This window comes from Rania fehmarnensis (assembly GCF_056494185.1).
On sequence record NZ_CM151398.1, the window covers coordinates 1,085,326 to 1,111,398 of the forward strand.

Annotated in this window: 11 protein-coding genes; 6 read left to right on the forward strand and 5 right to left on the reverse strand. The window is 54.9% G+C overall.

The features are described from left to right. The first annotated feature begins 12 nt into the window (after nt 1–12). The 4 genes from SH573x_RS03325 (at nt 13) to SH573x_RS03340 (ending at nt 18,460) form a co-directional block, all read left to right on the forward strand. Nucleotides 13–1,257 carry an MFS transporter gene (locus SH573x_RS03325; RefSeq protein ID WP_479352909.1) on the forward strand — a complete coding sequence of 415 codons (1,245 nt, stop codon included), beginning with the start codon at nt 13–15 and terminating at the stop codon, nt 1,255–1,257. A gap of 390 nt (nt 1,258–1,647) precedes the next feature. Continuing rightward, nucleotides 1,648–2,682, forward strand: coding sequence for a transposase (locus tag SH573x_RS03330; RefSeq protein WP_479352910.1), 1,035 nt, complete (start codon nt 1,648–1,650; stop codon nt 2,680–2,682). A 492-nt stretch (nt 2,683–3,174) separates the two neighbouring features. After that, nucleotides 3,175–17,676, forward strand: coding sequence for a putative Ig domain-containing protein (locus SH573x_RS03335; protein ID WP_479352911.1), 14,502 nt, complete (start codon nt 3,175–3,177; stop codon nt 17,674–17,676). 283 nt (nt 17,677–17,959) lie between these two features. After that, nucleotides 17,960–18,460, forward strand: a complete 501-nt coding sequence (locus SH573x_RS03340; RefSeq protein WP_479352912.1) for a hypothetical protein — start codon at nt 17,960–17,962, stop codon at nt 18,458–18,460. A gap of 46 nt (nt 18,461–18,506) precedes the next feature. Here SH573x_RS03340 and sthA read toward each other — a convergent pair whose 3' ends face one another. Both sthA and SH573x_RS03350 read right to left on the reverse strand, forming a co-directional pair. Next, entirely contained in the window at nt 18,507–19,952 is a 1,446-nt protein-coding gene (gene sthA / locus SH573x_RS03345; protein ID WP_479352913.1) for a Si-specific NAD(P)(+) transhydrogenase, read from the reverse strand. Between the two features lie 237 nt (nt 19,953–20,189). Then, a complete protein-coding gene (locus SH573x_RS03350) occupies nt 20,190–20,312 on the reverse strand; it encodes a hypothetical protein (RefSeq protein ID WP_479352914.1) in 123 nt (40 codons plus the stop codon). Between the two features lie 639 nt (nt 20,313–20,951). Here SH573x_RS03350 and SH573x_RS03355 point away from each other — a divergent pair. Further along, nucleotides 20,952–21,326, forward strand: a complete 375-nt coding sequence (locus SH573x_RS03355) for a TraR/DksA family transcriptional regulator (RefSeq protein WP_479352915.1) — start codon at nt 20,952–20,954, stop codon at nt 21,324–21,326. A gap of 10 nt (nt 21,327–21,336) precedes the next feature. After that, nucleotides 21,337–21,888 (forward strand): signal peptidase II, encoded by a 552-nt coding sequence (locus SH573x_RS03360; protein WP_479352916.1) that lies wholly within the window; start codon nt 21,337–21,339, stop codon nt 21,886–21,888. 10 nt (nt 21,889–21,898) lie between these two features. On the opposite strand, the gene xrtU is transcribed toward SH573x_RS03360, so the two are convergent. From xrtU to SH573x_RS03375, 3 genes are all read right to left on the reverse strand, one after another. Next, nucleotides 21,899–23,608 carry an exosortase U gene (gene xrtU, locus SH573x_RS03365; RefSeq protein ID WP_479352917.1) on the reverse strand — a complete coding sequence of 570 codons (1,710 nt, stop codon included), beginning with the start codon at nt 23,606–23,608 and terminating at the stop codon, nt 21,899–21,901. Between the two features lie 76 nt (nt 23,609–23,684). After that, on the reverse strand, nt 23,685–24,668 hold the full coding sequence (locus SH573x_RS03370) for a GDP-mannose 4,6-dehydratase (protein ID WP_479352918.1): 984 nt from the start codon (nt 24,666–24,668) through the stop codon (nt 23,685–23,687). 170 nt (nt 24,669–24,838) lie between these two features. Next, a complete protein-coding gene (locus SH573x_RS03375; RefSeq protein WP_479352919.1) occupies nt 24,839–26,071 on the reverse strand; it encodes a glycosyltransferase family 4 protein in 1,233 nt (410 codons plus the stop codon). Between the last annotated feature and the right edge of the window lie 2 nt (nt 26,072–26,073).

Genomic DNA, 26,073 nt, shown 5'->3' on the forward strand with positions numbered 1-26,073 from the left:
GGGCAGCCTGCGATGCATCAGAGAGTCGTCATGACGTTGGTAATGTTTGCGGCCCTGGGGCACTTCAATCGCGTTGGAATTTCGGTTGCCGGGAGCGAGATATTTATCGCGCGTTATGGTCTAAGCGAAGTTAGCATGGGCTGGATCTATACCGCCTTTCTACTTAGCTACACGCTTGCGATGCTGCCGGGCGGTTGGTTGATTGATCGCTTGGGATCGGTCAGGGCGATGACGCTATATGGCGTGTGCATGGGAATATGCATGGTCTGCACAGGTGGTTTGGGCCTGTTGGGGCTATCGGTTTCCGGGCTGTGGTTATCGCTGATGGTTGCCCGCAGCATTACTGGAGTCTGTAGTGTGCCGCTACATCCCGGAGCGGCCCATGCCATTTCTGAATTTGTACCCGTATCGTTGCGAGCGGCTGCCAATGGTTTTGTAACGGCTGGTGCACTGGTAGGTATCGCACTTTGTTATCCGCTCTATGGATGGATGAATGATCATTGGGGTTGGCCGGCCAGCTTTGCCGTGGGTGGCGGACTGCTGTTGATGGTTGGCCTAGGTTGGCAGTGGATGATGGGTAGGGTGGTCGGAGGCGCGGTGCCAGTGGCGGAGGCGGGTACGATTGGCCGCAAGGCTTCGACCAGTTATGCGTGGCTGGGCAACCAGAATATTTGGCTGATCACGCTTAGCTATGCGGCCTACGGTTACTTTCAATATTTATTCTTTTATTGGATGGAATATTACTTCAGCCAAGAACTGCATGTAGAGGTGCCGCAGGCGCGACTGCTGACCGCTGTCGTGATGCTCTCGCAAGGTGCCGGCATGGCCGTTGGCGGTTATGGGACAGGCTTGTTGTGCCCGCGAATGGGCATCAGTTGGGGCCGGCGGAGCATTGTCATCGCTGGTATGGGTCTGGGGGCCTTATTCGGTGTGATTGGAGTAAACGTTTCCGGTTTGCAAACAGTGGTCACATGCTTGTCGCTCGCCATGGCTGCGCAAGGCATCTGTGAAGGTGTGTTTTGGACAGCCATCACGGACGTCGGTCGCGCGGACCGTGGGAAGTCGGCGGCATTCATGAACACCGGTGGGAATCTGGGTGGACTGATCTCTCCTGTCATTGCTCCGATGATGGCCAAATCATTCGGTTGGCCCACTTCCATTGCAATCGCATGTGTCGTCATTGCTCTGGGCGGCCTTCTCTGGCTTCGCATCCATCCCAACGAGGAGTCGACTGGGGACAGACCAGATGCTACGTGAGAATCGATTTGGGACAGACCTGGTTAGCTTGATCCATAGAGGACAGTCCCCGCAGAGAACTTTGAATGCGCCGCCGCGCGTGGTTAGCTAGCATTAAGGGTCGGGCAAAGCGATCAGTCATCGATCGTAGATTCAACAGTATTAAAAAAATCGCAAATTTTTTTACGCGTTTTCTCCAGGGATTTACGCACATTGCGAGTCTGAAAAAGCGTTTTTGCCCTTGACGCGTCCCTATCCTAGTAAATGTGAACTCGCTCACGTGACGGTCTCGGCGGCAGCGGTGACTTGTGTGGCCCATGATGCATGCATACGCCCATGGTGCATAGGTTTTTGGCTGCGGTTGGGGCAGCGGTCTGTTTCTCATTTACCCATGGAGGCATCGAAACCATCATGACCAGACCTCGTAATCAAATTGTCGATCTCGATTACTGCCAGATCTATCACTGCGTTACGCGCTGCGTACGCAAGCTCAAGCTGCTCAACATCGGTACGACCGATCGTCGGCAGTGGGTGTGCGATCGCCTGGTTGAACTGGCGATGTACTACGCTATCGTGCCCATCTCCTTTGCAATTCTGGGAAATCATTTGCATTTCATGTTGCGGATCGATCCCGAGACGGCTCGCGGCTGGTCGGCCGAAGAAGTGCTACGCCGCTGGTATACGCTGCATCCGCCCTACGTCAAAGGCAAGAAGATGGTCGAACTGGACCCGGAGTGGTTGGCCAAGAAGGCTCTGGATTTAGAACTGGTGGAGAAACTGCGCCTGCGTCTGATGGACTTGGGTTGGTTCATGAAGGACTTGAAGCAGCCGCTCTCGCGCCTGGCCAACGCTGAGGATGGATGCCATGGCGCGTTCTTTGAAGGACGTTACAAGTCGGTGGCGGTGCTGGATGAAATAGCGGCGTTGATGGTGTTGGTGTACATCGACAATAACCGGTATGCGGCGGGATTATCGAGGTTGCCGGAGTTGGGGCGTTACACGTCGCTCTACGAGCGGTTGTTGCATGTCGAGTCGTTGGGACGGATGGACGACCTGCAGGCTGCCAAGTCGGGTAGCATCGCAGCCAGCCGGGCCAGCGAGGGTTTGGAAGACGATCTGTGGCTCATGCCGATCGAGGACCGTCGCCGCTTTGGGGCCAAGCGTGCGGGATTGATCGAAGGTTTTACGCTTGGTCAATATTGTTGGTTGGTCGATGAGACCGCTCGCATGCAACGCGAGGGCAAGCAGAGTTTGTCGCCTGAGACCGCGTCGATCTTTGAGCGACTCAAGATGACTCCGGAGCTGTGGCTGATGCAGCAGGTGCTGCTTTCGCAGGATCGCTGGCGCGGAACGTTCTTTGCGACCAGCCAAGAGAAGCTGCAGGAAGCAGCTGCCCACTTCGGTCGCAAACGTTGCTACAACCTAAACGGCTACGCGGCCGCCTAGGACATCTAGAGCCGAAACGGCTGAAGCTTCCCTCAGAGTTTGAGTCGCTACATCGATCGCTCCTCAATTGAAGACCGCCAATGGGTCGATAGCATGGCCGCGAATTTTGCGGAACGCCAACCATGCCTCTTCACGCTGCGCTGATGCTTCTAGCAAGTCGTCACCATGCCTGGCTAGCACCCTCAATCGCGGCTTCAGCCAGACCGAAACCATCAGCCAACCCTCATGGGTCTGTCCTGCCGGCCTGCGCCAAACCGTCCCGGCTCCGCCAAGTCTTGCAGGTCTATCCTAAAATCGCGATTTGTGAGTCTTATGGCGCCTGTCCTATAAGTAGGAAGTCTTTTAGGTCTGTCCCAAAACTGGGGCGAAACTTGGGGGGTGACTAAACCGCCCAAGCGGCAAGTGATCATTTGTTCAGAATTGAATATGTGATAGCAAATCGTAAATTGACGGCACTTTTGGCGAATTTGGCAACACCCGAGGTGCTACACCATGGCCGGAAAGTTTCTTGCGCGCGCGTCTTCTGCACAGTTGCGTCGACGCTTGGGGTTCATTGAAGCCCTGGAAGAGCGACGGATGATGGCTGTTACTTCTATACCTAACGTGCCTGTCCCGATTGCTGACGACCCGGTGGCGGTGGAAAGTGGTTTGGTGGACGGGAATTTGACAACCGACCTGGTAGCACTTAATAGGACAGGCGCATTAACGATTGCACTCAATTCGGGTAATAACAGCTGGCAGAATGTGCGGACGATTGATCTAGAGCTTGGCAACGTTGGAGGAATGGCGGCTGGGCTGATCAATGCAGACGGTGTTATTGATATTATTGTGGTAGGAAGCAACGCGGCGCATGTCCTATTGAACGATCGCGCGGGTGGGTTTGTAAAAGGACAGACCATTCAGGCGCCACTAGGAAGTAATTGGACTGTTAATAGCAGTGCGATCGCGCTGCAGCGAATCAATAGCGATGCATTTCTGGATTTAGCCCTACTAGATGCCCCGCAACGTCGGCTCGTTGTCTGGTTTGGCAGAGCTGACGGAACGTTTGATACTAGCAATGCAATTCCCGCAGGCAACTCGGGATTCACCGTAGCCCTAAATACTTCCGCGACGCCCACTGCACTTGCAGTAGGCAATGTGGTGGGCGATGCCAATACCGACATCGTGGTTGGTACTAATAATGGCAACATCAAGTTCGTTGAAGGACAGGCCAATAACTTTTGGAGTGTGAACGAAGCGGCGACCGTCCAACTCGCGAGTGCCATTCGGTCGATAGCCAGCGGTGATCTTGACGGTGACGGGGATCAGGATCTCGCGGTCAGTGCAGCCGACGAAGCAGTCGCCTTGCTCCAGGATTCAGCAATCCTCTCATCATCACCAATCGTCAATGGAGGTTTTGACCAGGGGCTAAGCGGATGGTTGGTCACGACTGGTGGCCAAACATCGGATGCGGGACAGACCTCAGTTCGTAGCGTAGCGGGCCAGGTCGCGAGCGTCGGTGGCGCGGCACAACTGACCGAACATGGCTCTCTGCTTACGTCGCTCTCTCAAGTCTTTACCGTGCCGCCTAATCCGCAAACGATCTCGGTCAGCTTGCTAGCACTTGGCCTCGAGTCACCGATCGCTTCCATACCAGACGCATTTGAAGTGTCACTACTCGGCGCCGACAATCGTCCGTTGGTCCCATCTCACATCGATAACGCTACTTCCGTCTTCAATGCTACGCGATCCGCTAACGGTAACATTGTCACGCGCGTTGGTTCCGCCGCGACTTTCGATGGTCAAACGCTGACGATCGATATCTCTACTATTCCAGCCGGCACCGAGGCCAGCCTGATCTTCGATTTAGTCGGCAATCCGCCAGGCACCAGTTCGACCGTCAACCTCGATAACGTGACGATCACACCTTCAACGCTCGCCAGTTACTCGTTCACGGAAATTCCGCTAGCTGGCCTCTTCGACAATCCGGGACGCGTGCGCATCGGCGATGTCAACTCCGATCAACGCACCGACATAATTATGGTGGACGAACAAGCCAACAAGCTTCTAGTCTTCAATGGCATCGACCCTACCACGTGGCAACGTTCGGAGTTGGCTCCAGGTTCGTTGGGGACAGGCCCGCTCGGTCTAACCCTGTCCGATCTAAATGGTGACTCCGTGCTCGACATCGCCTATACGGTCACCTCACCAGCCCGCCTGCTAACACCGATCGGCGCTATTGGTCGCTGCCTGCCCTGGATTGACTTCGAACTGGACGCCTTGGGCAATCGCATCAGCTCGGGTTCACGCCAGTTAAGTCACTATAGCGACTGGGGCATCGAGATCACTGCCAACTCGAGTTCCGCACCACAGCCAATCATCGCAGCCTGGTCCAAGGTCTCGCCCCAGTCTCCTGACGCCAGCACCGTTGGAAACGTTCTCTTTCTTTCGAAAGCCAGACATCACAATCACGATACAGTTGGCGGCAACGAAAATAAGCAGGATACTGCCAATTCAACCTCCAGCGACGATGTCGACCCCAATCACCATCCAGATACGTGGACCGCCGAAGCTGGCACGCTCACACTGAATTTTCAATCAGCCACACAGCTCGATGACATGGCCCTCCTGGGAATTCGTACGGGCAAGTCAGCCACAATTCGCCTGTACGATTCAGCCGGAACCATACTTCGACAGCTAACTGTCAGCGGTAACCACAATAGCTCAAAACAATCTATCCAGTTGGATGCCAACAACGTCGCCAGGCTCTCCATCGATTTGCCAAGTGGCGGGGCGCTGGCCGATCTGACCTTCTGCCGACTCTTGGTGCCGGGAGCCGATGTTAACGTCCTCGCGCCAACCAATCCAACCGAAGGCGCACTGCTCGACTTCCAACTCCATTCTCCTCAAGTCACCGTTACCCAATGGTTGGTCAATTGGGGCGATGGGCAGATTGAGCGAACCAGCTCCGACACTACTACGCTTAAACACCGCTATGCCGACGGGCCTGCTACCAAAGCAATTTATGCTACCGCCAAAGATACACGCGGCAATGTTTACATCGCGAATGCTCTGGCTCTCACTATCGTTAACGTGTCACCAACGCTGATCGTTACCGGCGCAAACCAGGTCGGCTCTGGCGACACATATAACCTTTCGCTGACGGCAACCGATCCTGGCAATGACCGCATCACCAAGTGGACGATCGATTGGGGTGACGGTACTCAATCAACCTCGACCAGTTCTCAAACTACGATCTCTCACGTCTATCGAAATCTGTCCTCCACCAATGCTACCTTCACTATCTCAGTCACCGCGCGCGACGAAGACAATCCCACCGGTGCACCCTACAATGCCACCCCTCTCTCCGTGGTTGTTCAGCCAGACACAAGTCGTTCCTTGCCGACAATAGACTTCGAACGCGATGCTGCCGGAACCAAGTTGCGATCCGGTGACCGAGTGACCAATCAATTCTCGCTGCTTGGTCTATCGATCTCGGCCTACCTGGCCAGCAAGCCGACGACAGCTCAACCCGCGGTCATTGTTGACACTGCGCACCCTGCGCACGGTGCGAAAGATCTCGGTACTCCCAACTCAGCCTTCGGCGGTCCGGGATACGGAAGCGGCGGAGGCCCCGGCAAGCCAGGCGAAAACAAAATCGCTTTAGGCAATGCCCTGGTCATTCCTCGCTACAGCAGTTCGAGTACTCCCGAAGATAACGAAGGCGGCGGCACATTACGATTCAGATTCACTAATCCCGTCCAACTGGATGAAGTTCATCTGCTAGATATCAATCGCAGTGGTTCACTTATTCGGCTTTTCAACAGTAGCGGACACTTGCTGGGCGAGTTCGCTATTGCCAACCGCGGCAGCAATAGCTTTCAGATCGTCACGCTAAACGCTTCGAATGTTGCGCGAATGGATATCGTGCTCAACTGTGGTGGCGCAGTGGCGGCTGTCGTCTCGCGCCGTGAAAATCCCACGATCACGCGACCCGAAACGCGGTATTTTGTGGTCGATAAAAACGACAGGACGTATCGCTACTCAGTGCCCGGTGCCGACTTGGGAGAATTCGCTTTTGATTCCAGCTTAAACGCGCGCGGGATCACGACGTGGGTTACCGCCAATCCACTGTACATCGTGGGCGAACAGGGTACCTACGATCGCGTCGCTGTGATTGACTCGACTACCGAAACGTCGCTGGGCTCGTGGAAGATATCCAATGTGAATCTGTCGGTGGAAGGCATCGCGACCGATGGCAAAGATATATGGGTTGTCGATGATCGTAACAACCGCGTCTATCGTTTTGCGGACGCCGCTGCACGACGCTCTGGCCAAGCTTCTGCAACAGACAGTTTCATGTTAGCACGCAACAACAGTTCACCCACAGATATCGTTACCGACGGTCAGCTGATATGGGTCGTCGACTCAGCTGTTGATCGTGTGTTTGTCTACAATCGTCAAGGTGCGTTACAGAATCAGTGGCTGCTCGATTCCAGGAATACAGATCCGTCGGGGATCGCGATTAACCCACTCGCTAGTGACGGCATCTACGTTTTGGATGCCGTCGATAAACGTGTTTACACTTATTCGCAGCGCAGGACCGCCAGCACAGTTCGTCAACCTGCTTCTGGTTCCTTCGCACTGGCTCGCCCCAATTCCAATCCCACTGGCCTGGTGGACCCAGGAGGACAAACAACCATTGGTGCCGTGGTGACCAGTAACATCGCCGCCCCCGGAGCTGTCGATGAATGGAGCTTTAGCGCGATCAATGGTCAGAGTATCTATGTCAATTTTCAATCCGTCAGCGACACTCTGACTGCAGAGCTCATCTCACCCAGCGGAGAAACGCTCTACAGCAAATCATCATTCCGCGCCAGTGGGCTCGATTCAGGCAGTCTGCTTCTGACCAGTTCCGGAGTATATCGCCTGCGATTGACAGCCGAAACGATCGTCGATTATCAGTTCCAAATCTTCGACATCCCCGCGCCCGACACCAACTCGATCGTCTTTGGGCAAGTGCAAGCCGGTGCGCTGGATTCGCCTGGCCGCCAAGATCATTGGCTCTTCTCCGGTACAGCCGGACAACGCATTACCTTGGACTTTCTGTCGCTTGAAACGGTTGTCGGTGGTGATCTAATCGCGGAGATCATTGCCCCCAGCGGACAAGTCGTCAGTACGCGCACCTCGATACTGCCCAACAGTCTCGACCAGTCGTTCTCCCTGTCGGAATCGGGCCAGCATCGACTCGTTTTGCGAGCCGTGTTTGATGGTTCACACTTGCCCAGCTATTCCTTTCAGATGTGGCAAGTCCCAGCTGACGACATTCGCAATCTGAGTTTTCGCCAAGTTGCCAGTGGGGCCATCGAAGTTCCGGGAGCCCGAGATCAGTGGCGATTGAATGCGATTGCTGGTCAGAACATCTTCGTCGATATGCAAGAGCTGACAGGCGGCGATTTGCAATTGCAGATCTTGCAGCCTGACGGATCGCTGCTCAGCAGCCGTACCTTTTCGTTGGCTGCAGGCTTGGACCAAGAGTTCATCCTTGCTCAGACCGGCACTTACACCCTCATCTTGGATGGTGCAGGCTCGGCCAATCTAAACACATATCAATTTCAAGTTTGGGATATACCACCGGAAGTCGTCGAACAAACGGCTATCAACACAACCTTGTCGGGTGCCACGGTGCCTGGCCAGAGTGTACCGTTCGAATTTCAAGGTGATGCAGGTACGCCAGTCTTGTTGGATATCATCGAATCAGCAGCCGGTAGGGTCGGTGTCACTCTGATTCAACCCGATGGGCAGATTTTGGTCGAAAGGGCGACCACCAACCAACTATTGACCTTTACACAGACCGGCACATATCGCGCGATTGTTGGTTCTAGCAGTGACGTGTTCATCGATGGCGCGGGGCCATTTCGTTTCCGAATTCAGAATGCGCGTTCGCCCACAGCTGGAGAGCGCGATAGTCTGGGCACGCGCTTCGTACTCGCCTTTCCGCCCAACCTTCGAGAACCTTTTGCACCTAACAACCCTGCCTTCTCTCTGACCATCGCTTCTGCTGTTGATACCTCCGGTACGGTGCAAGTACCCGGCCTCAACTTCTCAACTTCTTATACTGTACGAGCTGGCATAACCACCACCGTACCACTGCCTAGCCAGGTCGAACTGAGCGCCTCTGACCAAATCGCCGACAGAGCCATCGTCGTCACCGCGCTCAACGAAGTTGCCGTCTATGGCCTGAATCAACTGGCACTTCTCACCGAAGGCTTTACCGCACTACCGATCGATGCGTTAGGCAATGACTACTTTGTCATGGCTTATCCCAATACAGCCAACATCGTCACCGATGGCGGTTCCAGTTTAACGCTTGCCGCATCGACGACCGCGCAAATTACCATCACACCGAAAGTAGCGGTCGGATCGCGGGCAGCGAGCACTCCTTTCACCATAACGCTCGGGGCCGGTCAGGCTTATACGCTGCATGCTTTTGGACCTGCAGGCGCTGATCTCACTGGCACTCGCATTACTTCCTCTGCTCCAGTTGCAGTGCTAGGTGGCAATACGGCAGCGCTCGTACCCGCCGGTAGAGATGCCGCGAATCATTTGGTCGAGCAGTTGCCTCCCACTGATGCGTGGGGCAAACGCTTTCTCTCGGTGCCGCTGGCAACTCGTTCCGGTGGTGACACATTTCGCTTTCTAGCTCAGCAGAACAATACTCAGTTGCGTATCGATGGCACGCTGATCGCCACCCTCAGTGCAGGTCAGGTTATCGAGCGGATCCTGACGACGGCCTCGCTGATAGAAAGTTCAGCGCCGCTGCTGGTCTCGCAGTATTCCAACGGTTCGAGCTTTGACAACACAACCGCCGACCCGTTCATGATGTTGGTCGCGCCCGTTGAGCAATACCTCACCGATTACACACTCAGTACGCCAGCCAACGGCTTTTCCATTAACTTTGCCAACATCGTTGTACCAACGACCGCCGCGGGATCGGTCAGTCGCAACGGCACTAGCATTCCAGCATCGGTCTTTGCGCCGGTTGGCACCAGTGGGTATTCCGTGGCGCAAGTTCCGATTAGCGTGGGTTCTCATCGCTTTCGATCCAATGCGCCACTGGGTGTATCGATCTATGGCTATGCGGACTTTGATGCGTACGGCTATTTCGGTGGCATGCAAGTGGGACCTATCGCCAGGGCAACAGTGCTCACTCTAACGCCTCCGACAGTCTCGCTGCCTTTGAATGCTCAACATGTCCTAACGGCTACGGCCAGCGATTCAACGGGTCAACCTCTGGGCGGAGTACGAGTCGATTTCGCCGTCTCTGAATCTGGTGGATCCGTGATTTCGCGAAGTTCGAGTACCACCGACGCGAGCGGCCGAACCAGCCTGACGGTTTCTCGCGCTACGACGGGCTCGTATACGATCACTGCCAGTATCGGTAACTTAACTCAGACAGCAACTGCAACCTGGCAAGCATCCGCACCGTCGATCAATATCATCGCCCCGACTAGCGGTTCAACCTTGCCACTGGGCAAGCACATCATCAACGGACGCGTCTTGCCTGGACCGACCGGGGCCACGATCGCAGAGCTAACCATCAATGGTTTGCGAGTGAACTCGATCGACGCTGCTGGCTACTTCTTTGCAGCAGTTGAAATCGTCGATGGTCAGCAGAGCTTCTCTTTGCGAGCGACCAATAGCCTGGGCACTCAAGCCTCACGCTCTATTACTCTCGTCGGACAACTTGAAAGCCATCAGCCATTTGACCTGCGCCAGGCCAGCGATCTGACCAACTCAGTGGCTGTGAATTATGTCAGTGCTACCTTCAATCGCCAGCTCAACCAACTGATCACTCAAGCTAGTCTCGTTAATCAAGGCAGTTTGCCAGTCGATCCAACTCTGGCGTTGCGCTTTGAAAGCATCGAACCGGCCAGTGTCACCGTAGTCAATCCAGACCTGCGCAGCGAAGACAACTTGTCGGTGGTGCTCTTCGACGATGAGTTATCGGCCGATGGATTGCAGGTGGACGAAAGCAGTGCACTGTTAACCATTGTTTTCGCTAACGCAACTCGCCAGCGCTTCGCGATTGAAACGAGTGTCCTCGCCCAGTCCAACCAGGCACCACGGTTTACCAGTACTCCCGATTACCTGGCCGCTACCAATCGGACATATCGCTATCAGGCCTTGGCAACGGATGCAGATAGCCAACGCTTGAGCTATGCGTTACTGCGCGGCCCCGAGGGTATGACGATCAACCCCAATACAGGCGCGCTTAGTTGGTTAGTACCAAGTGGCGCTAGCGGAGTGCATCAAGTTGCGATCCACGCGAGTGATGGTCGGGGTGGTTCCGCCACACAATCGTACGCGTTGCAAGTGCAGGCAGCCGTTGTCAACCGACCGCCTGTGTTTACGAGCGCGCCCAATACGGGTGCACTGCCAGGCAGCAAATACCGCTATGCTGCTTCTGCTAGCGACGCCGATAGCGATACGTTGACCTTTGATTTGTTGGCTTCACCAACCGGTATGACGATCGATCGCGCGACTGGATTGGTGCGTTACGATTCGGCAGTTGCGGGCACCTACGCGATGGCTATTACGGTCAGTGACGCGCGCGGTGGAACTGCAACCCAACGCTTCACGTTAAGCGTAGGCACTGCGCCGGGCGTCTCGGTGCCCACGATCACTTCAGTACCACCAGTCACCGCAGTCGTCGCCGCTCAGTACATCTATTCGGTCAATGCTGTCGATGTCCAGCAATCAACTTTGACCTATACCTTGCTCTCCGCGCCTACTGGCATGATTATCAACGCTGGAACGGGGCGAATAAGTTGGCAACCTACTCAAACACAGGCAGGAGTTTCGTCGGCTGTACAGATTGAAGTCCGCAATTCGCAGGGCGGGACCAGCGTCCAGAGTTATTCAGTAACCGTGTTGGCCACACAGCCCAACACAGCTCCATTGTTCACATCCTCACCGGTGACTGTGGCGACAGTAGGGGCAACATACTTTTATGCATCAGTAGCCATCGATCCCGAGCAGCAACCGCTTACTTTCGCGTTGGTCAGCGGACCCAGCAGCATGCGCGTCAATGAAACGACTGGTCGCATCGCCTGGATACCCAACGCCAGCGACGTAGGCGACAGACGTGTCCTTATTACCGCCACCGATCATCAGGGCCTGGTCGCCTATCAGGCCTTCACGATTTCAACGCGTGGCCTGAACAGTCCTCCAGTCTTTGTCAGTGAACCGCTGCTGAGTGCGACGGCAGGCGATGCTTACCGGACTAACGTGCGCGCGGTCGATACCGAGGACGAAGTCACTTACTCGCTCGTTACATCACCCACGGGCATGCTGATCGATTCGCTGGGCGGCGCAATCACCTGGGCGCCTGGACTAGCCGAAATTGGCAGCGCGAACGTAGTTGTGCGAGCTACCGATACGCGGGGGCTGAGCGCTGAGCAAACATTTACGATCAATGTAACGGGTGACACTGAGCCACCACTGGTTTCTATCACGCTCAGCGAAACAAACATTGTTCCCGGGCAACCAGTGACCATTCAGGTTTCGGCCCGCGATAATGTGCTGGTTACGTCGCTGCAGCTGTCCGATGAGAATGGCCCTATTAGTTTAGATCCACAAGGGCGTGTGGTCGTTACGCCCAATGCGCCTGGAATTCGCCGATTTTCGGCAGTTGCCCGCGATGCGTCGGGCAACGCGTCGACTGCCAGAGCCAGCTTGCAAGCTCGCAACCCTGCCGACGCCACTCCACCGACAGTGCTGATCCAGTCGCCAACTAATAATTCAACCGTGACCTATCTAGCCGACATTCTGGGTACGGTAACCGATACAAATTTAGTCAGTTACGCGCTTGAGTATTCTCGCGTAAATGCTAACAACTGGCGAGTGCTCTCCAGTCGATCATTGCTAAACGAAGCTGGGCCAATTGCAGTAACCAACGGTCTGCTAGGCGTGTTCGATCCCACGGTGTTGCTGAATGATCAATACGAAGTGCGACTGACGGCCACGGATTTGGGCGGACTGACTGCGACCACCTCGATTTTGCTGAATCTGGATGGCAATGCCAAGTTGGGCGTGCTGGAAGTCCCATCGACTGAAGAATGCGAAACGTGTGATACCGGCGATGTAACCATTCCAGTTGCGGGCGGTCCGCCAATCTCGATCAAGCGCCAATACAGTACGTTGTATGACGAAGACGCTGGAGACTTTGGACAGGGCTGGCAGTTCTGCATGGCCGAGCCGAACATTCGTGAAACCGTGGCGCGATCGGAGTTCGAGAATTTGCTGGGGCAATTCGGTGCCTTGCCGTTTCGCGCTGGTCAGAAGGTGTATATAACGGCTCCCGATTGTCAGCGCATTGGTTTCACGTTCAGTCCCACAGCCCATACCGGCGTGTGGTCAGAGATTGGCAGCAACTTCTACGACCCGCGTTGGATTCCTGATCCGGGTGTCGATTGGCAGCTCTATGGTGAGAATGATTACACACGTTTAACGGGCATCGCTTCTGGTGAGTTTGATCTGGAGGGTTTGCCGCTGCCGCTGGTTCGCTTTGCCGATGACCAATACATCCTGGCCGCGATCAGCGCGAGCTATAACCCCGAAGGTTATCAACTGATCGGCAAAGATGGCACACGATACCACTACAGCCAGACGGATGGATTACTGGATGTCACTGATCGCCATGGTAATCGCTTAACGCGAACCAATGAAGGCATTCAGAGCTCATCAGGCCAAGGCGTACGATTCCAACGTGATGCCGCTGGCCACATTACCAAAATCATCGACGATGCCGGCCGTGAGATCAACTATATCTACAATGACCAGGGTCAACTGGAACGCGTCGATTACCCAAGTGGTCTGTCGGATGTATATCGTTACACGGCGGATCACTTGCTAGCGGGTGTCAATGGCGACAACGAGCAACAAGCCATGGTGACGCGCGAGTTTGAGTACGACATTGCCGACCGCCTGGCTGTTGTGCTCAATGCGTTTGGTTATTCCAACACACAGACGTTCGATCTGGAGACCAATACGCAGACCACGTTTGATGCTCTGGGTAACGCTACGATCTATCGCTACGATGATCGCGGCAACGTCGTCTTCGAGCGATCTCCTAACGGTGCCCAGTTCACCATGGAGTATGACGCCAACGACAATCGCACCAAGGTCACCGACGAAATGGGCTTCGTCACGGAGATGGGCTACGATGCGCGTCGCAACATGACGCGGTTCGTTGATGCGCTGGGTAATACGACGGAGTTTGAATACAATTCTGGTAACAATGTAACTCGCCAAATTGATGCTCAAGGTAACGAGTACACGTATCAATACGACGCTCGCCAGAATATTATCGGTGCCACCGGCCCAGGCGGCAGCAATTCGCAACTGACCTATGACGCGCAAGGTCGGCTGCTGACCTTTACCGATGTCGATGGTCGCGTGCGGAGCTACGAGTATGACAATCAGCTGGGACCAACGCGCACTATCAATCGTGATGGGACGTCTGAGCGATTCACTTACAATCTCTATGGCAACATAACCGAGTCGATCGATCAACTGGGCCGAGTCAGTAAGGTTACCTATGATTCTGGCAATCGACCAAAGGAGTTCATTGACTCGCTCGGTAACACGGTCAAAGTGACCTATAACGGTCGCTCGCTCGATCAGGTCATCGATGAAGCTGGATTCGTCACTCGCTATGAATACGATGCTGAGTTTCGATTGCTCAGGCTGATTCGTCCCGATGCGGCTGATCAGACAACCAGCCAGAACAAATCATCGAACCAACCATCGATTGCAGGTACTCCGATCGCCGGAGGTGTGACCACGATGGAATACGATCCACGTGGGTTCCGCACCGCTTTGACCGATGCCAACGGTAATCGCAGTACGTTTAACTATCGCAGCGATGGCTTGATGGCCAGCGAGACCAATGCCGCTGGAGGTGTCACACGCTACGAATATGACGCGGTGGGTAGGCAGACCGCCATCATTGATCCCAACGGTAACCGATGGGAGACGGTCTACGATCCGCTCGGCTATGTGATCGCCTCGATTGACCCGCTGGGTCATCGTATCGAAATGACGTACGACGTGATGGGTAACCTCACCAGTCGCCGAGATGCCTTGGGGAATGTGGTCCGCTTTGAATACAACTCGATTCAGCGGCCCACGCGCATTACCGATGCTCTGGGCGGCGTGATGGCGTTGACGTATGCCTGGGACGGCAGGTTGCTGACGGAGACTGATCCGCTCAATCGCGTGACCAGGTACGAGTACGATGACATGAATCGTTTGGTGCAGACCATTGATCCCACCGGAGCTGTGGAGACGCTGCAATACGACGACGTGGGTAATCAAGTGGCTATTGTCGATATGCGTGGTGCGACGACTCTGATGCGCTATGATGCGATGAACCGGCTGGTAGAGACGGAAGATCCCACGGGCGCGCTCATGCGGTTGGAGTATGACCAGCGTGGCATGATCGAGAAGTTAGTTGATGCCGCCGGAGGCGAACGCACGTACGAGTACGACGAAGTTGGTCGCGTGGTATCCACAGTTGATCAACTGGGTGGTCGCAGTTCGGTGACATACGATGCCATGGGAAACATCGTATCGAGTCGCGATGCGCTGGGTCGCGTCAACACATATCGTTACGACGTACTGAACCGGCGCGTGCAGCGCATTGATCCGCTGGGTGAAGAGACACGCTTTGGTTACGACCCCATGGGCAATCTAACTAGCGTTCGCGATCCACTCGGAAACACCACGCGTTTTACTTACGACCAGGCGTATCGCTGGATAGCGACGGTCGATCCGCTGGGGAATCGTGCGACGCGTGAGTACGACGCGGCCAGCAACATCACCGCCACAGTTGACCGAGAGGGTCGACGCACGGTCTACGGTTACGATGCACTCAACCGACTGATTTCTGAAAATTGGATATCAGCTGGAGCTTCTGTCAATGCGGCCTCGTACACCTATGATGCCGTCGACAATTTGTTGGTGGCTAGCGATGCGAGTAGTCGGCTGACGCAGACTTACGATGTGCTGGATCGCATGTTGACGACCGACAATCTCGGAACACCCGGCGCACCTAGAGTCCTACTGAGCTTTACTTACGATGCCAACAGTAATCGTACAAGCGTGACTGATAGCGCGGGAGTTAGCATTCAGAGCCTCTATGACTCGCGGAATCTGCTGTCCAGTCGCACCTGGTCGGGTGTTGGAGTGTCGACTGCGCGAGTTGATTGGACTTACGATTCACGCGGCCTGCCACAAACGATGCGCAGGTCGGCCAGCCTGGATGGTTTAAGTTCAGTAATGGGCATCACTACCGAGAGCTACGACCTCAAGGGGCGAATGGATGCGCTAACTCATGCAAGTGCAACGGGGCAGGCATTAGTCTCGTACAGTTATCAACGCGATCTTGCAGATCAGTTGACCAGCGAGACGCATCATGGACAGACTCGCGTTTATACGCGCGATGCGTTTGGGCAGTTGACCTCGGCTGCGCTCGACGGAGTGGTGACCGAATCATTCCAGTACGACGCCAATGGTAATCGACTGGGTGAAGGCGAAGTTATTGGCGCCGATAATCGACTGACTGAGAATGGCACGCATCGCTTCGTTTACGACCGCGAAGGCAACCTGATTCGCAAGATTGATAAGTCGAGCGGCGAAGTTGAGTTGTTCACGTATGACCATCGGCAGCGTCTGACGGTAGCCACCCGCAGTACCAGCACGGGTGTACTGCTGAGTCGAGTGGTCAATCGGTACGATGTTTTCAATAGGCTGATTTCCCGTAGCGAAGATCCAGATGGCGCGGGGCCGCGCGCGGCGACGACACGACACACCGTCTACGATGGCGAGCACGCTTGGGCAGACTATAACACAACCGGTGCTCTGGTCACGCGATACATGTTCGGTGACCAGGCAGATCAGATTCTGGCGCGTTGGCGTCCGGCAGAAGGCACTGTATGGTACCTGACTGATCATTTGGGCAGCGTACGGGATATGACCAACGCTCAAGGATTGGTCATCAATACGATCGACTACGATAGCTTTGGTCGCATCGCCAATCAAAGCAACCCGAATGTTACGGATCGCTTTACCTACACAGGTCGCGAATGGGATCCGGTCCTGCAACTGTACTACTATCGTTCGCGGTTTTACGATCCCACGACAGGTCGATTTTTGAGCCAAGACCGTTTAGGTTTTTCGGCTGGTGATTCTAACTTGTATCGCTATGTGGGTAACAATCCGCTGGACTATACCGATCCATCGGGCGATTTGGCGCTGCTGGATTGCGCGTTTGTGCGAACGATGCAGAGTTATGTGGCTGTTACCTGTTCGGTGTTGCAGCTTGCGTTCAGCAAAGACTTGATGAGCAAGGACATCGACAAGCAAGTTCAGAACATTTTTGCGGCCATGAGCATAGCGTTCAACGTCTTGCCCTTTGGGTCGAGCACCGTGCTGCAAACGACGATGCGGGCCATCACGATTGTTCAGACAGCCCAGGCACTTGCATCGCTGAACATCAACGAGCACTTATTCACCTTGCTTGAAATCGCGGAAGTGTACGTGATGCAGGCTTTGGATATTTATGAACGAGGAGCATCGGCTACGTTCCAGGATGCGTTGGCTGCCTTTTCCAAGTCGGACAACAAGAAGCTGATCATCACGCAACTCTTATGTGCTGCCGCCAATATGGGGCTGATGACCCTCAGCGCCTTCGCACGCTGTTTTGTGGCTGGTACGCCGGTCTTGGTAGGAGTCTTGCCGCCAGAGGAAACTGCTGACGAGCCTCAGTTGGCTTGGACAACCGAAGTGATTGACATCGCAGCGGGTCTGGCGGTTTGCATCCTGCTCTGGCCTCCGCGCCGCTCGCCGAAACCCATATCCGTTCCGCCCGTCATCGGCCGACGCGACCCAAATAAACGCCGCCGCGAACAAGTGGTGGATGAGTTCATGGTGGAGTTGGGGCTGGGGTAAAAATGCAGAGTCAAAAAATGAACCCTTGATCTAAGCCTGGCGCACGTAACTACGCCAAAGAGAGTACAGGACATGCATCCATCATTGATTCGAGTAGTCGCATTTCGAATAGTACCCGCATGCGTGCTGGCGGTATGGCTGTTTAGCCACACTTGGAATTTGACCTCAGCGTCAATCGAATCGACACGAATCGACACGAATCGACGAGACTTCGCATCGAGCGCGAAAGCAGATTGATAAACTGGCGATTCAATCTGTGCAAGTTGGTCAGCGTGTTTTGACAATGAGCCCTGAGCGTGTGGGCAGTTCGGATTTGGAAGGCGATGAACCAATATGGCCGCAGTGGCTGAAAGTAGGCCTAAAACTTCCCAAAGCATCTGCGAGTGACAAAAGGCAATGGTTGTGGGTCGAATTATTGCGGCCCGAGCAGTGGTGGATTGAAAATCTCGAATTGGTTATTTCTCGAAGCGATGGATGTTCCCGAACACTTCGCATTAAAGCCCACGAGGCTGAAGCCAGCGGACAATTGAGTCCGCTACGTTCGCTATATCGGGCTCTTGCCTGCGCGATTTACTCGGCGAATTTGGAAGACGACGATGAGATCTGTTTGCGAGTTTGGATCGACTTGCCAGAAATGGGGACAGTCGGCTATGGATTGGTGACTGATTTATCAGCCTGTGAAGTTGCACCGTTGTTCGAAAATGCTTCAGTGGTCACGGGGACATTTCGCCATGAAGCTGCTATGGAGTTCATCCAGAGTGGTACTGAGAGCCATGAATCGTAAGTACTTCTTGCAGCTCGAGAAACTGGTGGGCGAATACTTCGTGTCGTTAGGCCAAGTTGGGTAGCGCTAATTGATTTCGGAGTTTGAGCAGGGCGTCGTGAGCTGCATACTTATAGAGATCGCCGAGCGTGGGATAGTTGAAGCAGACTTGGACAAAGAGATCGGCGGTGGCGTTCATGGTCATGGCGAGCAGTCCGAGGTGGACTACTTCGGTCGCTTGTTCTCCCATCACGTGCACGCCTAACAGTCTTAGATCCTCTCGATGAAACAGGAGTTTCAGAAAGCCTAGGTGGTCACCGATGATGTCGCCGCGAGGGATCTCTGAGTAGCTGCAGCGACCGCTGATGTAGGGAATGTTCTTAGCAAGCAGGGTCTCCTCGGTATCGCCAACAAAACTCGCTTCTGGAATGGTGTAGATGCCAGTGGGCAACAGCCGAGACAGGCCACCGGTCCACGATGTCTGGAAGGCATGGCAAACAGCCACGCGAGCTTGTTCGATGCCTGTCGCAGCCAGCGCGGGCGCGCCGATGACATCGCCTGCAGCATAGATGTGCGTTGCTTCGGTCGATTGGTAATTGGGACCGACTTGGACCAACCCGCGGGGACCGAGCGTCAGTCCAGCTGCGGTGACGTTTAGTGACTGGGTATTACTGCTTCGTCCAGCACAGACCAAAACCCCATCGCATTCAATCGTGGCTCCTGAGGAGAGTTGAATGCGCACGTTTCCGGTACGTGAGGTATCGCATTCCAGTACCTTTTGTTGCCAATGAAAGCGAATACCGTTTTCCGTCATAGCCTGCACAAGCCCACGCGAGACTTCGCGGTCGAGAAATGGGAGCAAGGTATCGCGACCATCTATCAAATGGACTTCGGTGCCTAAGGCGGCAAACGTCCCGGCATACTCGCAACCGATAACGCCAGCCCCGATGACCACGAGCTTCTTGGGCAAAGCCGTTAACTCCAGGATCTCGTTCGAGTCGTGGATGCGATCATCTTCGAAATGAAACTCTGGTGGACGAAGGGGAGAGGATCCCGTGGCGATCAGAATCTTATCACCGCGAACGATTGTCTCTGAACCGCTTGGGGCAACCACACGGATTGCATGTGCATCAACAAAGCTTGCGCTGCCATGAATCGTGGTGACGCAGCGCGATGCCAACCGTTCCTCCGATCTTCGGCGTTCCAAAGTTTTGACATGCTTTTCGTGACGCATAAAGTCTGCAATCGTCGCCTCGCGGCGCAGCGATAGATCAACTCCGAAAAGTTGTCGAGATCGCCCACCGGAGAGCACAAGTGCGGTTTCTCTGAGAGTCTTGCTGGGGATCGTTCCAGTGTTGATGCCTGCTCCACCGACGACCGGTTCTTTCTCCACCAGCAATACGCGTTTGCCCAGCAGTCCCGCGGTGATGGCGCCGTTGACACCAGCCGGGCCGCCGCCAATAACGATCAGGTCGAAAGTCGTGGATTCGAAACCCGAGACAGAATCTGACATACGCAAAGATCTCTAGAAGAAATTGGCCAAAGCGAAGTGGCCGTGGAAGGGGATTCGGTGTTTCTTCGCCTGGGCACAATATAGACGAATCGCCCTGGGTGTTCTAAGGCACAATCAGCTGAATCAATCCCGGACCACGATTAGATTGGATACAATCCGGCGGCTCGTACTCTTGCTGACGACCTCTTGAGCGAGTTGCTTCACATGGTACGAGTTGCAGGTGCCTTTGATCACGATTCAATTGTCCGAGACTTCAATCGAAAGTGCATGAATCTGGTTGCCCAGGAACTCGGCCACAAAGAGATGCAGTTCTTGGGCGTAGAGATCGTCATCGCTATAGCCATCGTTGCTGGTTGTCATTGGCGGACCTGGTCGTTGGTGTTACTGTCTAAGAATCGCGAACCAAAAGGCATATCGCGAGGGAAGTGATAGTGTCGCTGCCGTGATTATTGGCGAACAAGGCGATAAAACAATTGAATCCTTGCCTGCGAGGCTTTGATGTAATTAAAGCGTTGGCGAATCAAGACTCGGGCAGACCGTCGGGTGACCGGGCTGATTTGCTAGCATTGGGACGTAGCCTGCGTGCGCACTTCGTCCCCCGGCGTGCCAGATGCGCGTGCTCTGTCCCCGCGCGCGACGGGGGACAGACGCGCGGTCCGCAGTGGCTTGGGCAAGCGGGTGCTGAACAACTGCGGACAGCTGCCTACGATCGGGGACAGACCCCGGAGTGATTTGGACCCCGGGCTGATTTGCTGGCATTGCGACGTGGATCCGGGGTGCACAAGGTCTGTCCCCGTGCGCGCCGGGGGCGGTGATGCGGTTTGCGGTGGCTTGGGTTAGAGGGTGCTGAGCGGCTGGGGACAGCCGCTCTACGACCGGGGACAGACCCGAGCTCGACGATCGGCGACAGGCAGGTTTGACAGCGGGGCGGGCGTAGCCTACGATTCCGGCCAAACGGGGTCGATTTTGGTTCAGACTGCCAAGTGAGTGACGCACGCCATGAAGAAAAAGGCTGGAGCTGGAGATTACGAGAAGTTTCGCCTCCTGCTGCTAGAGTTGCAGCGACGGCTCAAAGGCGACGTTAGTATGATGTCGGCCGAAGCGCTGGGAGGTACCGATGCCGAGTCTGGGGATAACCGGGCGCCCATTCACCCGGCCGAGGTCGGTACCCATAGCTTTGAGCAAGAATTTACGCTGAATCGACTCAGCGATGACGGAGATCGTCTGGAGCAGATCGAAGCTGCTCTTGATCGAATTGAACAGGGAGTCTACGGTGAGTGCGAGGAATGTGGAGGTCGCATTCCGAGAGCACGCCTGGAAGTGATCCCGGATACCCCCTACTGTGTCAAGTGCGCTTCTAACCTGGGCAGATAGCAGTTCAGCCGTGAAACAATCTGGCTTGGCAACGCGTTGGTTAACCTTTGCTCTTATTGCCATTGGCGGCGGAGCACTCGACTTGTGGAGCAAGGCCAGCGTATTTGCGTGGCGAGGGATTCCGGGCCAGCAATTGCAACCATTCTGGATTGTAGAAGGCTGGTTCGGTATTGAAACGGCCGTCAATGAGGGAGCGCTGTTTGGCATGGGCGCCGGTTGGGGCGGCCTGTTCGCTACGCTCTCGGTCGTCGCCGGAATCGGTATTCTGGTCTGGCTGGGCCGCTATGGAGCCATTGATAGTTGGTGGTTGATTATTGCCCTGGCTTGCGTCATGGCCGGAATCTTTGGCAACTTATACGACCGACTGGGTTTTTGGTGGCAAGACGACTATCCGATCCAGTGGCGTAGCGGTGTCCGCGACTGGATTTTGTTGCGTTACAAAACCTATACATGGCCCAACTTCAACATCGCTGATAGCCTCCTGGTAACTGGGGCAATCATGCTGGCGATCCATGCCTATTTCACGCCGGCATCGGAGTCCGATAAGCCGGCTACGACCTAGCTCTTGCAGCTCAGTGCTTTGGAAGTTGTTGAATTTGCTGGCGAGCCGAGGGCAACGCGGCTTCGAATACGGCCAGATACTCCGCCAATTCAGCGTCATTCAATTCGCGTGTACTGGGCACGTACAGCTGAAATTGATAGGTCACGGGTTCACGTTCTATGGTGTCGGCCAGAACCGTCTTGATGCGAGCCAGAAACGGGTTTTCATTCTGTTCCTGTGTGTATGACTTGACCGGTACAGTCTCACCATTGGCTTCCAAAAGAACAAACCACAGATACGATGCGTTACCCAGATCATCTTTGAATTTGGCGTGCATCACATTGGGAACGGCGTTGGCCGAGGTCTGGGATACCGCAGGTTTGGGTTGTCCCAGCATTTTGTTGCCCGCATTCGTGTAGCATACCCACAACGGATGGTAGCCACGAAATGGAAAGTCGATGGCCAGAGCGAAATCACAACGTGAATCGCGATAAACCCAACTCCGCGAATATTCGCCCAAAAAACTCTCAGGCGAACGGTGTTCTTGATTGAAGTCGATGCGTTTAGCCTGCAAGAGTGTTTCGGGCAAACCGGTTTCAGTAAAAGCATGCGTGACTTGATTGAGTTCGTAATGCGGCAATTGCGTCGAGCGACCATCTACCCAGTCTCGCGATAAGTTGCGCACGTTAAAACCCAAAATTCCTACTGACACAAGGCTCACCATCGCAACCAGCGGCCACGTCGGTTGACGAATTGGAACTGTGGCGCGTTGGGCTTGGCGCTCTTCGATCGGGCTCAGTTGGGCTCGACTGCTGACGAAGTACTGATCGGTTTCGTCAGCCACATTGGGCGCAGTCTCGGGATAACAAACCAAAGTGTTGTACCACATGTGCCACTCGCGTTCACGCGGCATCGAACTCAGCGGGAACCTGCGAAAGAAGTGTGCAAACCCATGGAGCGTCGATAGCAAAAACAGCGACGATATACCAAAGGTGACAAAGCCCAACGCTGTATGCTTCCAACCTTGCGACAAGTCTATACCCCACCGATCCAACAAAAACACGATGGCAGTCAAGCGAATAACATTTCCCAGCCATGCCCAGATAGGGACCGTCAAAATGGTGAACAGCCCAACAATAAGAGGTCGCTCTTGTACGAGCATCATCAGTAGGGCGATGGCAGCCAACGAATACAAACTATCGATGCCACTACAGGCTTCGTCAACAAATAGCTTGCCGGCCCTGATTTCGATCAACGTGCCAGTCCTGAGGTGTGCGATGCCCATCAGGTCGAGCAAACCGCCGGCACTCTCGGCCGACAGACGTTGCAACCCGCCGACGACTTCGGCATCCAATTCACCGGGCAAGGGCAGGGTGATCCATAGCAGCAGAGTCCAGCCCAACCAGCGCGCCGCAGAAATGCTGGCCAAACGGAACAGGCCCCAGCCAGTAAGGCAAAGTATGGTTGCCGCCTGAGCCACCCAAGGCGAAAAGAACAGCGCAGCTACCACTCCCGCGGCAACTCCCAGTCCCCACGTGACAAAAGCGAGACGATGTCGCCAACGATTATCGGTGTCTTGCAGCTTGGCCCTGTAGAAAACCAGTCCCGCGCACGCCAGCCAGGCGAGCGGAAAGAACTGAAAGTGCGGACGCTCCCACAAATGGATCATCTGCAAGAAGACTAAGGGAGCTAGTGCCAAGACACAGATGGCAATGCAAATTTCGATCAAGCGGGCTTTCATCGATTGCCGGCACAAGCTGAAGGTATACGGGCGACAGATCTGAGGGACAGATCCGAGGGACTCAACAGCCCCTATTCTAATTGCCTTCGCGGACCCAGTCAGCTTCTACCATGGATTTCACCATATCTTCGAAAGCAATTTGCGGAGCCCAACCCAGCTTCTCGCGAGCGACCGAAGCATCACCTACCAGAGAGACCGGATCGACTGAACGTGCAAAGCGGGAGTCAAAGCGTACGTGCTCGCGCCAGTTCAGTCCCAAATGCGCAAAGGCGATTTCCAGCCAGTCAGAAACGCGATGGAGTTGGCCCGTGGCTAGCACGAAATCCCTGGGTTCCGGATGAGCTAACGCCGCCCGAAAGCCACGCACGTAGTCTGGGGCGTAACCCCAGTCGCGCTGGCCTTCAATATTACCTAACGGTAATCCCACTTGTTTGCCCGACTTGATCCGAGCCGCCGAGCGGGTGATCTTGCGCGTCACGAACGATTCTCCGCGTCGCGGTGACTCGTGGTTGTAACAGATCAAGTTGCACGCAAAGAGGTTGAACTTGTCACGGTACACTCGAACCATCTGCGTGGCAAACGCCTTGGCCACGCCGTATGGCGACATGGGCCGCATCGGAGTGTTTTCGTCCTGCGGTTGTGAAGTCGGCTGGCCAAATATTTCGCTGCTACTGGCGTGCGCGAACTTAGGCAGCGGATCACAATCTCGAAGTATTTCAAGCAACTTCAGCGTGCCCATCGCCGTGAATTCGCACGTCGATTCAGGAATGTCAAAGCTGGCTCCAACGTGGCTCTGTCCAGCCAGATGATACACTTCATCCGGATGCGTGCGCGTGATCAAGCGACGAATGGTGGTCGTGTCATCCAAGTCGCCATAGTGCAGAAACAACTTCTGATTGTAGATGCTCTCATCGGATGTAAGATGGTCTAGACGTGAACGCACCGTATTGCTGTTGCGCCGCACCAGTCCGTGAACTACGTAGTCTTCGGCCAAGAGTTGTTCCGTCAGGTAGCTTCCGTCTTGGCCAGTGATGCCCGTGATGAATGCGATCTTCGTCACTTACAATTCCCTACCGCTGAATAATAACTCGCCGGCCACGCGCAGATTGTCTCATAGACATTCTACGAGCTTTTGCGACTGCAGCGCCAGACGCAGGCTGGTGATTGTACTGGGTGCCCGCGATGAATCACACCGGGGCAACATCACAACGCGATGGCTCGGCGATTAAGTTACGTAGGATCAGTCGCAGCGAGCAGTGTGTGCCAACGCTCTAGCTGGCGCTGCTTGGAAAACTCTTGCCGATATACGGTTTGGCAATGTTCGTTCAGCTGACGCAGCTGAGCAGGCTCCGACGTTAATTCACGAAGTTGATTGGCAACATCTTCTAAACTGTCTGATGTAAGATGCCAACCCACACGGTATTCAGCAATCCATTGTGCCAAAGCACAGTCGGCTGAACCTAAAAATAGGATGGGGCGCCCGATGGCCAACGCACCAAAAAACTTGGAAGGCACTACCGTTCCTGTCCAGTTTTCTTTGAGACTGACCAAATGCACATCGCCGGCTTCGAGTCGCAAGTTGAGTTGACTCTCACTCGCAAAATCTGCAAAGCGAATGGCTAATCCATCGTTGGCCACAGCTGTTTTTAGTTCGTTCATGCGTGCTCCACGACCAGCGAAGCAAAAGCTCACCCCATCAGCAGCGGTTCGCCGGGCCAACTCGACAAACAATTCGTACTCATGCGCCCTGCCGAGGTTACCCGAATACAAACAGGCCAACTGACAGTGGCCGAACAACTCTTGGCGGACTTCTGCACTGGGGCGACTAACATTCGTCGGTTCCACCAATGCCCAAGGTGTAATCGTGCTAAAGGCAATTTGCGATTCCGTGTGAGCACCGACATCCTGCTGAAGCAAGCGACGCATGCAGGGTCCCAAGTCGACAATTTCGTTGCAGCGTCGGTAGGCATGTTTCAGCATCCAGCGTAGCAGACGCACAGCGGGCGAGGACGGGCTCAGACTGCCTTCGGCTAGCGACGCTTCGGGATGAAGGTCGTGACACCAGTGAACGATCTGACTCCGGGGACGGAACAGTCTCCAGGGAATCGCGATTAACACCGATAAGATGGGATCGGTACCGATGACAACAACTTCATGCCGATGCCGGCGGCAGAGCAAGGCTCGCCAAGTCCAGGCCCACAACATGAGTAGGGCGTTCAGTATGCGACCGCTGTTGGCAGATTGCTGGAAAGCTGGTCGCCACACTCGCTGGATGGCAACGTTGTGCCACTCCTCCGACTTGGCGAGTGCCTGGTTATTTTCGAAGAGGCGGGCTGCGGGCATGGCGGTGACGTGCCAACCGCGCTCGGCCATGGATCGGGCTAGATCAGAATAGAGCCTGGCGCTAATGACTTCATCCGGATGAAAGAAGTGGTAGAGCAGAACCAAGTGAGGTTGTTCCATCA